Source organism: Flavobacterium gelatinilyticum, from assembly GCF_027111295.1.
GTDB lineage: Bacteria > Bacteroidota > Bacteroidia > Flavobacteriales > Flavobacteriaceae > Flavobacterium > Flavobacterium gelatinilyticum.
Genome location: NZ_CP114287.1, coordinates 2,810,872 through 2,828,943 on the forward strand (window position 1 = coordinate 2,810,872; position 18,072 = coordinate 2,828,943).

The window sequence follows — 18,072 nt, forward strand, 5'->3', positions numbered from 1 at the left end:
TTCGGTTCACTGCGTATGATTTTATGTGTTTTAGATTCAATTAATTATCGTATTGATCGTTCTGAACCATTTTAGTGTTATTAAATTCACTGTACGGAATTGGGAAAGCTTCATTTTTACCTACTGTAAATCCTTTAAATGCTAACTTCGCTCCTGCCTGACCTGTTCTTACCAAGTCAAACCAACGGTGTCCTTCGCCTGCAAGTTCCAATCTTCTTTCTGCATAAATAGCATCAAGAGAAACTGGCACAGAACCTAAACCAACTCTCGCTCTTACAGCATCTAAAAGTGCCTGAGCTCTTGCTCCTGTCCCTCCAAGTGCTTCGGCTTCTAACAAATAGGTATCAGCCAGACGGATCACATAGGTATTGATTCCAAAGTTCAGGAACGGGTTTGTTGCTTTAATATCAGCATTTACTGCCGCATATTTTATAAAATGGTACCCTGTTTCGTTATAACTATCCGTAAATGTTATCTGCTTTGCTGCTTTTGCTGCATTTGCATCAAAAATAGTAGACGCGAAACGAGGATCTGTTTTAAGGGCATTCGCTAAATCTGTAGTCACGACGATGAATCCCCAGCCGTTGATGTAGTCAGGAAGACCCGCTGCTTTTCCGGCATCTGTTCTGGAATAATCGCGCATCCCCATTAACTGAGCGGCAACATTTCCTTCATCATCACCTCTTTCAAAATTACCCCAGTCAGCATTTGATTTATCTGAATACGTAATTTCAAAAATAGATTCGGTATTGAATTTATTGCTGTGATTCCATAAATCTGCAAAGCTGCCTAACAGTTTGTAACCGTAGCTGCTTGTTCCGCCCGGAGTTGGACCGTTTACTTTAGCCAGCTCGGCAGCTGCTTCGCTCTTTTTGTTATCATATAAATAGATTTTACCTAAAAGGGCAATAGCCGCGCCTTGTGAAAAACGACCTGATTCATTTGATGGAATCGTAACAGGAAGATCGTTAATAGCTTCTCTTAAATCTTTTTCCATCTGTGCATAAACTGCTTCAGGGGCAACCTGTACTACTAACGGAATTTCATCTTTAGTAAGCGGTGTCAAGATCAGCGGAATTTTTTTGAATATTCTAACAAGATCAAAATAGTAATAAGCACGTAAGGCTTTTACCTCTGCCATGAATCTTGCTTTTTTTGTTGCATCCATTGGAATTTCTGGCAGTTTCTGGATCATCACATTACATCTCGCCACACCTTTGTAATAATCTGCCCAGATAGCAGGCGGAATATTAAACTGGCTCACCGTGTAATTTGATGCTACCTGAAGACCCGGCTGGTCACCGGAGTTACCTCCTCCTGCATAAAAATCATCCGATGCAGAATTCAGAAACAATAATGGTGCATTTTCCATTGCTCCGGCAAACTTTCCTAATTTATCATAAGCAGCAACTAAACCAGAGTATGCTTCTGTTTCGTTTCTGTAAAAATCTTGTTCGAGCACAACTCCGTCTCCTTTTACTTCCAATTTTTCATCGGTATCGCAGGCTCCAAGTGTTAATAACACGCCGCAGGCGATTAATGAATGTTTAAAACTTATAAGTTTCATAATATTTTCTTTTTTAATTAAAATTGCAAATTAACTCCTAACATGTATGATTTTGCCTGAGGATAATACCCTCTGTCAACACCTTGTACATTATCCATGTTAGCGGCAGTAGGTCCTCCAATTTCCGGATCGAAACCACTATATTTTGTAATAGTGAAAAGGTTTTCTCCTGTTACATACAATCTCACTTTTGTTAAAGAGATTTTGCTGATTAAATCTGTTGGAAGAGAATATCCAAGCTGAATCGTTTTGAATCTGAAGAAATCTCCTTTTTCTAAATTAAAATCAGATGGATTACTAAAGTTTTTATTTGCATCATCAGTTGTAACTCTTGGATAGCTGTTTGTTGATCCCGGTCCTGTCCAACGACCTAAAACATCTGTCTGATAGTTGGCATTGATAATATCTAATCTTCTTAATCCCTGATAGATCATGTTTCCTCCTGCTCCCTGACCGAAAACCAATAAGTCAATTCCTTTGTAATCTAAATTAAGTGTAAAACCATACGTAAATTTTGGTAAAGATGTTCCTAAGAAGGCTCTGTCTTCCCCGCCAATCTGACCGTCTCCGTTTAAATCCTGCCAACGGAAATCTCCCGGTTTAGCATTTGGCTGAATCAAACCTCCTGAAGCATTTTTGTATGCGTTAACTTCTTCAACACTCTGGAAAACTCCATTTGTTTTAAATCCGTAGAAAGAGTTGTAAGCCTGACCCACCTGAGTTCTGTTAATTTCATAAGAGCTTGACTGAACTGTTTCATCTCCAGCAAGAAAGTTAACTCCTTTGTCAAGATATGTTATTTCATTTTTGATATAAGAGAAGTTCCCATTTACAGAAAGGTTTAATCCTCCAATTCTTTTACGATAACCCAATTCGATATCGTACCCTCTGTTTTCCATACTGGCCAAGTTAGCATAAGTATCTCCTGTAGAACCTACGTAACCAGGGTTTGGAACCGGCATGATAATACCAACTGTTTCTTTTTTGAAAAGGTCAAGTGATAAGCTGAAATCGTTAAATAAAGTTGCTTCAAAACCAATATTTCCTTGTCGTGTTTCCTCCCATTTTAAGTCAGGGTTAGGAATCGCATTCGGGCTTTGTCCAGGAATTGGAGTACCGCCAATAGTATAGTTTCTGCGAATTCCAATTGTTGATATGTATAAGAAATCAGGAGAAGAATCGTTACCGGTTACCCCGTAACCTCCTCTGATTTTTAATGTATTTACTACATTGTTTTCTTTCCAGAATCCTTCTTTAGAAGGCACCCATCCTAACGATGCAGAAGGGAAAGTTCCGTATTTGTGGTTTGGTCCAAAACGTGTAGAACCATCACGACGAATAATACCGGTAAAGATGTATTTTTCTTTGTAATCGTAGTTTAATCTTCCGAAGATAGACTCAACTCTGTGCTCATAAGCCTGAGAATTGTAAGCATTTGCAATTTTATCTGAAATAGGAATTTCAACATTGAATGAAGCTTCTGCGTGAGTAGTTGCAGGAACTCCCTGATACGTAACATCATTTCCGGATGTAATGTTGTCTACATAAGTACCAAGCCCTACTAAAGCACTAAAATTATGATCTCCAATTTTTCTGGCATAATTTAAAGTGTTTTCAAAGTTCCAGCTGAATGATTTTTTGTATGATCTGAATAATTCATTTTTATCTCTTTTTGTCGCTCCGTTTAAGAAGAAAACCGGAGTAAAATTATCAGAACCATAGTATGCTAATTTACCTCCCGCTGCCGATTTAAATTTTAAACCCGGTAAAAGTTCTGCTTCAAAGAAAATGTTTCCTACGAAATTATCTGCAAAATCATTATTTCCTAATCTTGTCTGCGTATAGGCTAATGGATTTGTATTTTCCTGCGTTACAATAGTCGAGATTCCATAGTAATTTCCGTTTGCATCTTTAAGAGCATTTGGATTATTAGTATAAATAGGCTGATTTGGATTTGTCTCTATAATTGGAGTCAAAGGATCTAAGTTGATTGCAGAAGATAATGGGCCTCCAAATTCATCATTTGTGTTCCCGATACCCAGCGTTTTCTCATTGGAATATCCTAAAGTCTGGCCAATTTTAATATATTTTCCAATTTTATGAGAAGAGTTTAAACGGATGTTTTTTCTGGTGTAATTTGAAATATCTGTTGTAATAATCCCTTCCTGATCAATTAAACCGAAAGACATGTAAAATGTAGAAACATCGTTACCGCCGCTGAAACTCAATTCGTGAGAATAACGGTTGGCATGGTCGTTAAAAATAGCATCCTGCCAGTTAGTACCTTTACCGTAGTTCGCTGCTGTAGAATATGGAGCCGCTTTTCCACCATTGGTGTAAGCCTCATTCATAATCGTTACATACTGATCTGCATTTAACAGATTTAGTTTTTTAGCTGCCTGAGAAACTCCTGAAAAACCAGTATAGTTTACTGTAATTTTACCAGCTTTTCCTTTTTTAGTCGTTACAAGGATAACCCCTCCTGCTGCACGTGAACCGTAGATAGCTCCCGAAGCACCGTCTTTAAGAACCTCTATAGATTCTATATCCGACTGGTTTAAATATCCAATACCGCCATTGTCAATAATTACACCGTCAACAACCCATAATGGATCATTATTGTTTAATGTAGTAAAACCACGGATTCTGATTGTGGAGGCAGAACCCGGCTGACCAGCATTTGCTGCAATGGAAACTCCTGAAACCCTTCCTTGCAGTGACTGTTCAATTCTGGTAACCGGAAGATTTTCTAAATCTTTTCCTTTTACACTTGAGATAGCACCAGTTACAACGCTCTTTTTCTGAACACCGTACCCAACTACTACCACTTCATTTAAATTTTGAGATTCCGGAAGTAATGTAATATTGATTTTATTTCTTCCGTTTACGGCTTCCTGTATGGTAACATATCCAACAAAGCTGATAGTTAAAGTTCCGTTTGAAGGAACGCCGATTTGAAACTTTCCATCAAAGTCAGAGGCGGTTGCTTTGGTTGTGCCTTTAACTAAAATAGTCGCTCCCGGGACGGGCATTCCACTTTCATCATTAATAGTTCCGTTTACCGTAATATCCTGTGCCATTGCGATAACTGAGAACAAAGATGAAAAACAAAAAATAAGTAATTTTGTTAATTTCATTTTTCTAAAAATTTTGGTTAATTAATTAGTAATTTGATGCAATAATAAATTTATTTTTTTACTATCGTCACTAAATTTTTATTACAAAAACACATCAAACCAAATTTTTATCTATTACAAAAACACATCAAATTTCCAATAAACAATTGATATTCAAATAAATAATTACAAAATAAAAGATGTTATCAAAATGTTAATTGAAAAAATAAACACTACATTTATAAAAAAGTAATTATTTTCGCTTTTATTGAAAAATTGAAGTTAAAAAGCAGATACACAATATTCTTATTTAAAATAAATTCAAAAAAATAAAACATTTGCTGTAAAAATATACTCATAAAATTATGAAATTGACAAATACCTTAATTTTAATATTTGTAGTCTTTATCTTAAATAATAAAACTTCAGGCCAGGTAAAAAATATAGGACTGCCTCAAATAAAAAACTATAAGCGTACAGAATATAAAGGAGGTACTCAAAACTGGAATATAGATCAGGACAAAAAGGGCAATATTTACTTTGCAAACAACAGCGGCCTTATTCAATTTGACGGAACTACATGGCATAAGTATTCCCTGCCAAGCGGCACAGCAATACGTAGTTTAAAAATTGACGATACCGGAAGAATATTTGTAGGCGGAAATGATGAATTTGGCTATTTTAAAAGCGACGAAAAAGGGATTTTAAAATATTTTTCCTTATCTAAATTAATTGACAAAAGGATCAACAAAAACATCAACTTAATCTGGAGAATACATATATATAAAGGAGAAATTATTTTTCAGTCTTTCACAAAAGCTTTCTTTTACAAAAACAATAAAATACACATAATAAATGCCCCAAATAAGTTCCAGTTTTCTTTTTTAGTAAACAAAAAACTTTACTTTCAGGACAAAGTTTTGGGAATTCTGGAATATAAAAACGGCAGATTAAATCCATTAAAAGGATCGACTTTTTTTAATGATAAAGAAATCTGGTCTGTATTTCCATTGCCGAACAACAAGCTCTTAATGGCTACTTTGGAAAAAGGGCTTTATATTACAGACGGAAATTCGGTTAAACCCTGGGAAACTGAAGCAAACGAATTCATCAAAAAAAATACTTCGCTTGGAGGCTCTATCATAAAAAACAAGTTCATTGTCCTTAATTCGGTATTAGACGGGTTTATTGTCTGCGATTTAAACGGTAAAATCATTCAGCATCTTAACCGCCAGAAAGGACTTCAAAACAATACTATTTTAACCTCTTTTATAGACAATAAAAACAATTTATGGCTTGGATTAGATAACGGAATCACCTTTGTAAACGAGAACTCGCCTTTTACCTTTTTTGACTATAGTTATAATATAGGAACGGTGTATTCTTCTGTAGTTCATAACGGCTATTTGTATGTGGCAACCAATCAGGGATTATTTTATCACCACTGGAGCAAACCATTTAAAGACGAACCTTTTATGAAAGTCGAAGGTACAATTGCGCAGGCTTGGAACGTTCAGGTTATTAATAACACCCTGCTGTGTGCCAGCAACAGCGGAGCCCTGGTCATTAAAGAAAACAGGGTATTAAAAATCTTGGACAAAAAAGGATATTTTGGTTTTAAAGCTATCCCGAAACATGAAAATTATGTGATTGGCGAAAGTTACAACGGGTTTTCGATTTTTAAAATTGGATCTGACGGAATCGAATTTGTCAATCAGGTCGAAGGGTTTGATGAAACCACTAACACGTTCGAAATAGAACTTGATGAAAACTACCTCTGGCTGAAAAAAGATCCTTATCTGTATCAAATGTCGCTTTCGTATGACCTGAAAAAATTTGAGAGTATCAAAAAACACACTCAGATTTCGCCAAAATACAAAGGCATCGGAAGCTTACAATATGTAAATAAGAAAATTTATTTTCAGACAAACAATCATTTTTTCAGATACTCACAAGAGTTCGAATCGTTTTTTGAAGACAAAAAATTTGGTGATTTATTCAAAGGAATGCCGCCAATAAACACATTGATTGAAGACTCTTACGGCAATTTATGGTATTCGTTTAATGAGACACTGGGCGTTTTAACCAAAAACAAAAAAGGCGGATTTGTCAAAAATCAGGCACCTTTTTCTAATCTTTCCGGCAATCTGGTAAACCATTACATTTCGGTCAACACAATTGATCCGGAAAATATTTTTATTGGCTTAACTGATGGCTTAACACATTATGATTCTAAAATCCCTAATACGTTTATTACAAAACCAAAAGTTTTTGTTGAAAGCTTTTCGTTTCCGGAAGACACTATCTTAACCGGCAATTTGTCTGTAAGTAAAGATTTTTATCTTCCTTACAGCTCCAATCACGTTAAATTTACCTTTTCTTCACCTACCTACGAAAATCAGGAAAATATAATGTATTCTTATAAGCTTGAACCTTTTGACGATAATTGGCGTAATTGGTCTACACTTGCCATAAAAGAATACACCAATTTAAGAGAAGGCAATTACAAAATGAAGATTAGGGCTAAAAACAGTTACGGAATCATCTCTGATACCAGCGAAGTAAGCTTTGTTATTATGCCTCCGTGGTATAGACATTTTCTGGCTTACTTATTTTACATTATTCTGATAATCGCAGGGATTTATTTTATCTCAAACAGAATCAAACTGAAAATCAGAAAAAACAGGTATTACGAAACTATTGAACAGCGCCGTTTATACCTGGAAAAAGAATCGAAAATAAGACATGAACAGCATGAGCTTGAAAAAGAAATTGAAAAGCTGAAGAATGACAAACTTCAGATAAAAATACTTGCCAAAGACAAAGAATTGGTCAACAACTCTCTACAGGTTGTAAAAAAGAACAAAGTCTTAAATGGGATTATTCATAAGCTAAAAGATATCGACACGAATATATTAGACGATTCGACCAAATTTGAGTTTAACAAATTACACAAAAGCATTGTAAAAGAAGTAAACACAGACAAGAGCTGGAAGGATCTGGAAAAACACATTAAAAACGTCCATTTTGAATTCTTAAAAAGACTTAAAGCACAATATCCTACTATTTCACCGCGCGAACTTGATTTATCGACTTATTTATTGATGAATATGTCTACGAAAGAAATTGCCGAAATCATGAATATTTCAACAGGAGGGGTCGAGCTGGCGCGTTATCGTCTTCGAAAGAAACTCGGACTGAATAAAAAGGAAAATCTTATTGGTTTCCTTATGACGATTTAAATTTAAAAAGCCAATTGATTTAGTATCAAATGGCTTTTTAATTATAAGATATATTCTAATGTACGTTCCAGGGCCATACCTCTGGATCCTTTTATAAGAATGGTATTGTTTTCAAATTTTTGCGTTTTCAGATAATCCGCAAAAGAATCAAATGACTCAAAAAATTGAATGTATTTGCTTGAAATTTTATTCTCGTAGAAAGATTTACCTATCAAATAACAAATGGCTTCAGTCTGGATTGATAATGAATCAACAATCGCTTTGTGTTCCTGTCTGCTTTCCTTACCCAGTTCAAACATATCACCCAGAATCATAATCTTATTCTTGTTTTCCAATTGCAGGAAATTAGCAATTGCAACTGCCATACTGCTTGGATTTGCATTGTAGGCATCCAGAATAATTTCATTCGAGCCTTTTTTTAGCAGCTGAGAACGATTATTGGCCGGAATATAATTTTCTATTGCTTCTTTTACAGCTGTATTATCAACCCCAAAATATTTACCAATTGCCACGGCAGCATTAATATTATTTGCATTGTATAAACCTATCAAATGCGACTCAACGGTAAAATCTTCATAATTTATAACTACAAAGGGATTTGCCTGGACGGCTGTTATTTTCAGATCGGCAGTTTCGTTAGCAGCACCAAAAGTAAACAGCTTTATTCCGGCTGCTTTTTTAATCTGTATAGGATCTTCCAGATTTATAAATGCCTGTTTGTTGTTTTTAAGAAGATAGTGATACATTTCGCTTTTTCCATCAATAACACCTTCTACACCTCCAAAACCTTCTAAATGGGCTTTCCCAAAATTGGTGATATAACCATAATCAGGCTGGGCGATTTCGCATAAAAATTCAATTTCCTTTTTATGATTTGCTCCCATCTCAACAATACCCATTTCAGTATCTTCTGTAAATGAAAGCAGTGTAAGCGGCACGCCAATATGATTATTCAGGTTCCCGATAGTGGCCTTAGTTTTAAACTTTTTAGAAAGCACTACATTAATAAGCTCTTTAGTTGTCGTTTTCCCGTTGCTTCCTGTCAGGGCAACAATTGGCAGGTTCAGATAAGTTCTGTGAAATTTAGCCAGATTTTGAAGTGTTTCGAGACTATTTTTTACCAATATAGTCTTTTCATCAATATAATACGATTCGTTGTCTATAATAACATATAAAGCCCCCAATTCAAGTGCTTCTTTTGCAAAAGTATTGGCATCGAAGTTCTCGCCTTTAATGGCAAAAAACATAGAATCTTTTTCAATTTTTCGTGTATCAATTGAAAGCGATTTACATTGTAAAAATAAATGATGAATGTCCTGAATGTTCATTTATAAATATTTTAATAGATCATAAAAGTAGAAAAAAAACAATAAAAAAATTCCAAATTCCAGACTGATTTATGCAGCTTTGGAATTTGGAATTTTTTATATTAGAATTTCTAAATCTTAATTCCTTGGTGATTTTCTTCTTTCAGTTTTAGCACCTACTCTAGACATTGCACATCTGAAACCAATGTAATCAGTTGCCATATCCTGAGGAAAGTATCTTCTTTGAGCAGGGTCTAACCAGTAAGCTCTGTCTCTCCATGAACCTCCTTTGTAAACTCTTACTTTATCATCGATTAAAGTAGTACGTTTGCTAGAGTTATCATATTTTCTGATCATCTGACCTAAACTGTCTGTTGTTACATTGTGTTTAGGTGAGTTGTACATTGCCTGATCTGCTTTTCCTCCTGATTCAGAATCTCCAAAGTCAAAATATCTTGAAGATTGTTTATCACCATCTCTGTAGTTGATATTATCACTTGTGCTGAAGTTTTGTCTCAAATATGTTTCTTGTTCATCAACCGGTACCTGAGCAATTTCTCCCGGAAGGTTTCTTGCGATAACTTTTCCGTTGCTTAAAGTATCATATTTAATGTTTGAAGTCGAAACGATTTCAAGTTTACCGTCTTTACCAATTTTGTTTTTAGCGTATTGATTTCCTCTGAAATAGTTGAAATCATTTGCTTCGTTATCAATAACAGGTCTGTAAACATCGGCAACCCATTCTGCTACGTTACCAGCCATATCGTATAATCCAAAATCGTTTGGAGCATAACTTTTTACAGCATTTGTAATATCTGCACCATCATCTGACCATCCTGCAATTCCACCGTAATCACCGTTTCCTTGTTTAAAGTTAGCCAATTGATCACCTCTGTTTTTACGTTTGTTAGAACGTGTATAATCTCCTGACCAAGGGTATTTCTTTTGTCCTTTATAAATGTTGTATTCTCTTTGTCCAACATCAGCAGCTGCAGCGTACTCCCATTCTGCTTCAGTAGGAAGTCTGTACTCTGGTAAAATAATACCAGAAGAACGCTGTGCGTATACGTTTTTCTCTTCAGGAACCACACCGTCTTTACCGGCTCTTGGTCTTCTTCCTGTTGGGTTTTTCTTTAATACTAATTCTTCGTTTCCACCATAAGTCGTAGAAGGAGAAGCTAAGTAAGCTTCAGTATTAAATAAACTTTCTGCGCTTACGTCTTGTGTTTTAGCACCTTTTTTAAGGTATCCGTTTTTCTCTAAAACAGCCTCGTTAACACGGTCTGTTCTCCATTTACTAAATTCAACAGCCTGAATCCAGTTAACACCAACTACAGGATAGTTAGCATAAGAAGGGTGTCTTAAATAGTTATTAGTCATCGTTTCATTATAACCTAAACGATTTCTCCAAACTAAAGTATCCGGAGATGCTCCTTCATAAATGTTTTTGTAGTTTTCTTCTGTTGGAGGAAAAACCTTTTTTAACCACTCCAGGTATTCTAAGTACATACCATTCGTAACTTCAGTTTCATCCATGTAAAATGATTGAACGTGTTGTTGAGTTGGTGTGTTATTCCAATCGTGCATAACATCATCCTGTACTTTACCCATAGTAAACGTACCTCCTTCAACAAAAACCAAACCAGGTCCTGCCTGTTGTTTTTTTCCTGCATTTCTGGCCGCAGTTCCATTCTGACTATCTACATCCCACCCAGTTGCTCTGGATGCATGAGAGGAACTAGATTTTTTGCTACAACTAGCCGTGCCCAACATCAATACTATTGACATCATTAATTGCAAGACTACAATTTTGTTTACTTTCATACTCATTCTTAGGTGATAAATTTAGGTGCTGCAATATAATAATTAACATTTAATTGGCAACATCTGTTCTAATAATTTTATTTCGCTGTTTTTTACCAGAAAATAACCTTTAGTTACGAACGCAAAAATATACTTTTTATTATTTACTGTAACATGAAATAGTATATTTTTACTTACTAATTATTTTTTACTTAAATTTCGCTTTTTAAACTAATGAAACAGGCAATTTTAATCTTTCTTCTTCTAATCCCAACTCTCTCATTTTCCCAGTCAAACGGGAGCTTAACGATCGATTGGCAGACTAAAAAAGAAACAAATTACGGCGAAATTAAAATCACAATTCCATATTTTTCCGGAGGCAGTTTCAGTCTTGATCCTGCCAAAAAAAGCATAACTTTCATACAAAATCTGAACATATCTAACGTTCCTGACGGCAGTTTAGTCCAGCTTAGCAGTATAATTTACGAGTCGGTTTCAAGAACAGATCTTGGTGATCTCGCGGTTGAAAACATTCCTGAAAAGCCAAATGAAACCTTATTAATTACCAATTCAAGAGACATAAAACGGGTTTTTCTTTCTCTCAGTCCTATTATAAGAGAAGGAAACAGCTTTAAACGTATCAGATCTTTTTCTTACAATATCGCTGCCTCTGCAGCAAGAAGCGCCAGCATCGCATCGACACGAAAAACAGCTGCTATTTCAAACTCGGTTTTAGCATCAGGAGACTGGTATCGCTTTTACATTCAAAAATCAGGTGTATACAAATTAAACAGGTCCTTTTTACAAAGTTTAGGTTTCGACCCTGCAAAAGTAGACCCTAGAAGAATCAAAATTTACGGCAACGGCGGTCGAATGCTTCCTCTTGCGAACAACACGTATTATCCGGACGATTTAACAGAAAATGCCATCCAGGTAATTGGCGAAGAGGACGGTACTTTTAATAATGAAGACTATATTCTTTTTTATGGTGAAGGAATTGAAAACTGGAATACAGAAAGCCAGACCTATATTAATGTATACGATACCAAATCTTATTATTATGTTACAGTTTCAGGTGGAGAAGGCAAAAGGATTCCAAATCTAAACCAGCCGTCTGGGGGCACTACATTGCAATTAACAACTTATGACGACTATCAGTACCATGAAGTCGACAATATAAACATTGCCCACACAGGACGCCAGTGGTTTGGAGAAGCCTTTGAAATAAAAACAGAACAGGAATTTGATTTCAGCTTTCCTAATATTGAAACTTCGGTTCCGGTAAAAATCGAATTAAACGCCATTTCCGCAGCCTACACTCCTACTTCATTTATGGTTTCTGCTAATGCGCAAAATATTGCAACATTAAATTTTTCCGCTTTATCTGTTGATACAGACAGAAAATTTAATGATGCAAAACTACCGTCAAACAGTACTTTTACAGGAGCCGAAAATGTAAAAATCAAACTTACCTATAATAATAACGGTGTACCGGGCTCAAAAGGCTATCTGGATTACATTAGATTAATTGCTAAAAGAAAACTACTGGGAACAGGAAAACAATTCCCATTTCAATATGCTGCAGCGGGATCTACGGCCGGAATTGCAAATTATACAATAACCAATGCTTCCGGAATTTCTCAAATCTGGGATATTACAGACCTATATAATATATCTAAAATAGACAACCCTAATCAGGCAATTGTAAGTTTTAAAGCCGCTTTAGGAGAAGTCAGGAATTATATCGCCATTGATCCTGCAGATTATTACACTCCTTTAAAAGACAATCAGTCCAAAATTGCCAATCAAAACCTAAAAGGGACATTATTCCGAAACAACCAGAACGCATTTCAGGATATTGATTACGTAATTATTACACCTGCATTCTTAGCGTCTCAAGCAGAAAAACTGGCTAGTTTTCACAGAACGCATTCTAATTTAAATACGAAAGTTATTTCTTTAGAAAATATCTATCAAGAATTTTCTTCGGGTAAACAAGACATAGCCGCTATTCGAAATTGCATCAAATACATCTACGACAACGCCTCATCTCCTGAAAAAAGAATTAAATATGTAAACTTATTTGGCGACGCCTCTTACGATTACAAAAACCGCACTCAGAACAACACCAATATCGTACCTATTTATCAGGCCTTGTACAGTTACTCCACAGGAGAATATTCTTTTGCCAGTGACGATTTTTACGGATTGATGGATTCAAACGAAGGAAACATTACCACTTACGCATCAGGAATTGACATTGCCGTAGGAAGAATGCTGGTTTCTGATAATGCTCAGGCAGGCGAAATGGTCAATAAAGTTCTCGAATATTACGACACCAAATCCTACGGAAACTGGAGAAACAACTTTGTACTAATCAGCGATGATTCGGATAAAAGCAGCGATGCGACTTTACAGGCAAATCAAAATCAGCTGGCAGATCTAATCAGCACAGAAAAACCTTTCTTTAATGTCGAAAAGATATTTTTAGACGCTTATACACAAGAAGCCTCTGCCGGAGGAGCGCGATATCCTAAAGCCAGAACCGATTTTTTTAATGCTTTCGAAAAAGGTGCTTTGGTTTTTAATTATTTAGGACATGGCGGCGAAGACGGATTGGCAGGCGAACGAATCTGGGAAAAAGCTGACGGACAAAACATAAGCAATCAATACAAATACCCGTTATTCATTACAATTACCTGCGAATTTTCAAAGTTTGATGACCCGACAAGACCTACTGCCGGCGAGTATGTATATTGGAATCCCAAAGGAGGAGCCATTTCGATGTTAACAACAATTCGCGAAATTGGGCAGATAAATGCTGAGGAATTCAATTTTATTCTTAGTAAAAATCTTTTGTCTTATGGCTCAAATCAATACAACAGCATAGCCGAATCACTTCGAGTTTCTAAGAACGAAAGACCAACCTCTGCCAGTAATGTTGTTACTTATATAGGTGATCCGGCCTTAATGTTAGCAATTCCAAGACCCAGAATTAACTTAACGAAAGTAAACGATATTGTGATTTCGCAAGCCGTTCCGGATTTTAAATCATTGGCAAAAATTAAAATATCAGGCGAAATCACAGATGAAAACAATACGCTTTTAAGCAATTATAACGGAGAACTTGCCACGGCGATTTTTGATAAAATGATCACTTCTACAACCTTAAATAATGATGGTTATAGCCCTGCAATGTCATTTAAAACGCTTGGAGAAACAATTTTTAAAGGAAACGCTTCTGTAACCAACGGGCAGTTCGAATTCAGTTTTGTGGTTCCGAGAGATATCCGAATCCCTGTAGATAATGGAAGAATCAGTTTTTATGCAAAGAAAAATCAGGCATTAGAAAATCAAACCGGTTACAATACGGCCATTAAAATTGGAGGAATAAATGAAAATGCACCTCAGGACAATATAAGTCCAAAAGTTAAGTTATATATGAATGATGAAACTTTTGTGTCGGGCGGAATAACAAATTCCTCCCCTTTTCTATTGGCATTTCTTGAAGATGAAAATGGTATAAATACTGCCGGCGGAATTGGACATGACATTACAGCTGTTTTAGATGGAGATACCAGTAATCCATACATTTTGAATGATTATTATCAGACAAAATTAGACGATTACACCAACGGAAACCTGCGTTTTCCGTTACGAAATCTCGCAGCCGGACTGCACACAATAAGTTTCACTGCATGGGATGTGTACAACAATCCCGTAACAAGCGAAATACAATTTATAGTAGTAGGAGATGAAGAATTGACCTTATCACATGTTCTTAATTATCCAAATCCGTTCTCAACATATACTCAGTTTTGGTTTTCACATAACCGCCCTTACGAACCGTTAAGTGTTCAGGTTCAGGTTATGACCATTACCGGAAAAGTAGTCTGGACAAAAAATCAAATCGTTACAACCGAAGGATTTTTGTCAAGAGAAATAACATGGGACGGAAAAGATGATTTTGGTGATAGAATTGGTAAAGGAGTTTATATTTATAAACTTACCGTAAAATCCAATTTAACAAATAAAAAAGCAGAAAAGTACGAAAAACTTGTTATTCTATAAAAAAATATATATTTGTAACATAAATACCATTTATCCCTACTAATGAAAAAAACACTTTTAATTATCTGCTTTTTAATAATTTCATTCGCAAAAGCACAGGATATTGTACGTCCCATTACCACTGGAGTTCCTTTTCTATTAGTCGCAGCCGATGCGAGAGCAGCAGGTTTAGGAGACCAGGGTGTTGCCACATCATCAGATGTTTTCTCGCAGCAATGGAATCCGGCGAAATATGCATTTGCAGAAGATGCACAAGGACTTTCTATCAGTTACACACCTTACTTAACAGATCTTGCCAACGATATTTCGCTGGGTCAGGTTACGTATTATAACAAAATCAACGAAAAAAGTGCTTTTGGAGCAAGTTTCCGCTATTTTGGTTTTGGAGGAATTGAACTAAGACAAACCGGAGATCCTACAGAACCGGTAAGAGAAGTAAATCCAAATGAATTTGCCCTTGACGGATCGTATTCATTAAAACTCAGCGAAACATTCTCTATGGCGGTTGCTTTCCGTTTTATCAACTCTAACTTAAAAGTTGCCTCTGAAGATGTTGATGCTTCTGCCGCAAGATCTTTTGCTGTAGACGTGGCCGGTTTTTATCAGTCTGAAGAAATCGCCTACACTGATTTTAACGGAAGATGGAGAGCTGGTTTCAACATACAAAATTTAGGTCCGAAAATAAGCTATGACAACGACGATATAAGCAATAACTTTTTGCCAACTAATTTAAGAGTCGGCGGAGGTTTTGATTTTATTTTCGATCCTTACAATAAATTAGGAGTAAGTGTTGAACTTACTAAACTTCTAGTTCCAACTCCTCCGGGACCCGGAGTACCGGTTGATGTTAATAATGACGGAGATTTTGATGACCCGGAAGATATTACAGCGGCTGAATCCTACGATGCAAATTATAAAAAATACAAAGACACAGGCTGGGTGCAAGGTGTTTTTAAATCTTTTGGAGACGCCCCTGATGGCTTCAGCGAAGAGCTTAAAGAAATTACCTATAGCGCAGCAGCAGAATATATGTATCAGGATTCCTTTGCAATGCGTTTAGGATACTACCACGAAAGCCCTATGAAAGGAGCAAAACAATTTTTCTCTTTAGGAGCCGGATTCAAATACAACATTATGAAAGTAGATGTCTCTTATTTATTTTCAGCATCAAAAATGAGAAATCCATTAGAAAATACACTTCGTTTCTCTTTAACGTTTAACTTTGGCGACAAATACGAAGTTTATTAAATTATAAAACATAAAATACAATTACAATCCAAATTTCTGAATTTTCAGGAATTTGGATTTTTTTTCCTCTAAAAAAATGAAAGAAATAAGCATTACATCGTCATTTATAATATACGATAACCTAAATGAACTTTCAAAGGATGTTCAGGATTTAATGAATGAGGCAGTCGAAATTCGCAAAAAAGCTTATGCTCCCTACTCCCAATTTCGGGTTGGAGCAGCATTACTTCTTGATAATGGGAAAATAATTTTAGGCTCAAATCAGGAAAATGCCGCTTATCCGTCAGGATTATGTGCAGAAAGAGTGGCTGTTTTTCACGCGGGAAGTATTTATCCGGATGCAAAAATTTTAAAAATGGCGATAACAGCAGCGTCAGATACAAATCAAACCAAAGCTCCAATTCCGCCGTGCGGTTCTTGCCGTCAGTCAATTGCAGAATATGAAATCAAACAAGACACCCCTATTGAAATTTATTTTATGGGAGAAATTGGCGAAGTTTACAAATCAGCATCCCTAAAAAATTTACTCCCTTTTATGTTTGATAAAAAGTTCTTGTAAAAAAAAGCCAAAAAGTAGCGTTTAAATTTTAGTTCTTAAATGTAATGTCTTATTTTTGCATCCCGACCTTTCGGGCGCAAATTTGTGGGAGGAAACTAGTTTGCGTTACAGGCAACAATTGATAACACAAACAACTTTAGCAAAAGAAAGAATTCAGATGAAAGAAGTTACAAAAGAGGTATATTTAAAGTGGTATGAGGACATGCTGCTTTGGAGAAAGTTTGAAGACAAACTTGCAGCATTATACATTCAACAAAAAGTTAGAGGTTTTTTACACCTATATAATGGTCAGGAAGCTGTATTAGCGGGAGCTCTTCACGCTATGGACCTGACTAAAGACAAGATGATTACTGCATACAGAAATCACGTTCAGCCAATTGGTATGGGCGTTGATCCTAGAAACGTAATGGCAGAGCTTTTAGGAAAAGCAACTGGAACCTCTAAAGGTATGGGAGGTTCTATGCACATTTTCTCAAAAGAACATGGTTTTTATGGAGGTCACGGTATTGTAGGAGCTCAAATCCCTGTTGGAGCCGGTATTGCTTTCGCAGACAAATATTTCAACACCGGAGGCGTTACTATGACTTATTTTGGTGACGGAGCTGCAAGACAAGGTTCTTTACACGAAGCTTTCAATATGGCTATGTTATGGAAATTACCGGTTGTATTTATCGTTGAAAACAACGGTTATGCAATGGGAACTTCTGTAGAAAGAACTGCAAACCACACTGATATCTGGAAATTAGGTTTAGGTTATGAAATGCCTTGCGGACCAGTTGACGGAATGAACCCGGTAAAAGTTGCCGAAGCAATGCACGAAGCTATCGAAAGAGCTCGTCGCGGAGACGGACCAACTTTCCTTGAAATGAAAACATACCGTTACAGAGGACACTCTATGTCTGATGCACAATTGTACCGTTCTAAAGAAGAAATTGAAGAGTACAAAAAAATTGACCCGATTACTCAGGTTTTAGATGTTATATTGGATCAAAAATATGCTACAGAAGATGAAATTGAAGTAATTGACCAAAGAGTTAAAGACTTGGTTGAAGAATGTGCGAAATTCGCTGAAGAATCTCCATATCCGGACTTACAACAATTATACGACGTAGTATACGCACAAGAAGACTATCCATTTACACCTCATAAACTATAATAT

General features: G+C 36.0%; 9 protein-coding genes. 5 read left to right on the plus strand and 4 right to left on the minus strand.

Annotated features, from left to right (window positions below):
• Positions 1 to 40: 40 nt before the first annotated feature.
• Positions 41 to 1,567 carry a RagB/SusD family nutrient uptake outer membrane protein gene (locus OZP11_RS11940; protein ID WP_281235423.1) on the minus strand — a complete coding sequence of 509 codons (1,527 nt, stop codon included), beginning with the start codon at positions 1,565 to 1,567 and terminating at the stop codon, positions 41 to 43.
• A 17-nt stretch (positions 1,568 to 1,584) separates the two neighbouring features.
• A complete protein-coding gene (locus OZP11_RS11945; protein ID WP_281235424.1) occupies positions 1,585 to 4,704 on the minus strand; it encodes a SusC/RagA family TonB-linked outer membrane protein in 3,120 nt (1,039 codons plus the stop codon).
• Positions 4,705 to 5,048: 344 nt separating this feature from the next.
• On the opposite strand from OZP11_RS11945, the gene OZP11_RS11950 reads away from it, so the two are divergent.
• Positions 5,049 to 7,925 (plus strand): helix-turn-helix and ligand-binding sensor domain-containing protein, encoded by a 2,877-nt coding sequence (locus OZP11_RS11950; protein ID WP_281235425.1) that lies wholly within the window; start codon positions 5,049 to 5,051, stop codon positions 7,923 to 7,925.
• A 41-nt stretch (positions 7,926 to 7,966) separates the two neighbouring features.
• Here the strand turns inward: OZP11_RS11950 and OZP11_RS11955 are convergent, their stop codons facing one another.
• Positions 7,967 to 9,253: a UDP-N-acetylmuramoyl-tripeptide--D-alanyl-D-alanine ligase gene (locus OZP11_RS11955; RefSeq protein WP_281235426.1), complete on the minus strand. Its 1,287-nt coding sequence runs from the start codon at positions 9,251 to 9,253 to the stop codon at positions 7,967 to 7,969.
• A gap of 117 nt (positions 9,254 to 9,370) precedes the next feature.
• A complete protein-coding gene (gldJ, locus tag OZP11_RS11960) occupies positions 9,371 to 11,056 on the minus strand; it encodes a gliding motility lipoprotein GldJ (protein ID WP_281235525.1) in 1,686 nt (561 codons plus the stop codon).
• A 213-nt stretch (positions 11,057 to 11,269) separates the two neighbouring features.
• Between gldJ and porU the strand changes: the two genes are divergently transcribed.
• The 4 genes from porU (at position 11,270) to pdhA (ending at position 18,069) form a co-directional block, all read left to right on the plus strand.
• Positions 11,270 to 15,106, plus strand: coding sequence for a type IX secretion system sortase PorU (gene porU, locus OZP11_RS11965; RefSeq protein WP_281235427.1), 3,837 nt, complete (start codon positions 11,270 to 11,272; stop codon positions 15,104 to 15,106).
• 42 nt (positions 15,107 to 15,148) lie between these two features.
• The gene (porV, locus tag OZP11_RS11970; RefSeq protein WP_281235428.1) at positions 15,149 to 16,354 is read left to right on the plus strand and encodes a type IX secretion system outer membrane channel protein PorV; all 1,206 of its coding nucleotides are present in this window, start codon (positions 15,149 to 15,151) and stop codon (positions 16,352 to 16,354) included.
• 76 nt (positions 16,355 to 16,430) lie between these two features.
• Positions 16,431 to 16,913 (plus strand): cytidine deaminase, encoded by a 483-nt coding sequence (gene cdd, locus OZP11_RS11975; RefSeq protein ID WP_281235429.1) that lies wholly within the window; start codon positions 16,431 to 16,433, stop codon positions 16,911 to 16,913.
• Positions 16,914 to 17,070: 157 nt separating this feature from the next.
• Positions 17,071 to 18,069: a pyruvate dehydrogenase (acetyl-transferring) E1 component subunit alpha gene (gene pdhA / locus OZP11_RS11980; RefSeq protein WP_281235430.1), complete on the plus strand. Its 999-nt coding sequence runs from the start codon at positions 17,071 to 17,073 to the stop codon at positions 18,067 to 18,069.
• Positions 18,070 to 18,072: the final 3 nt, after the last annotated feature.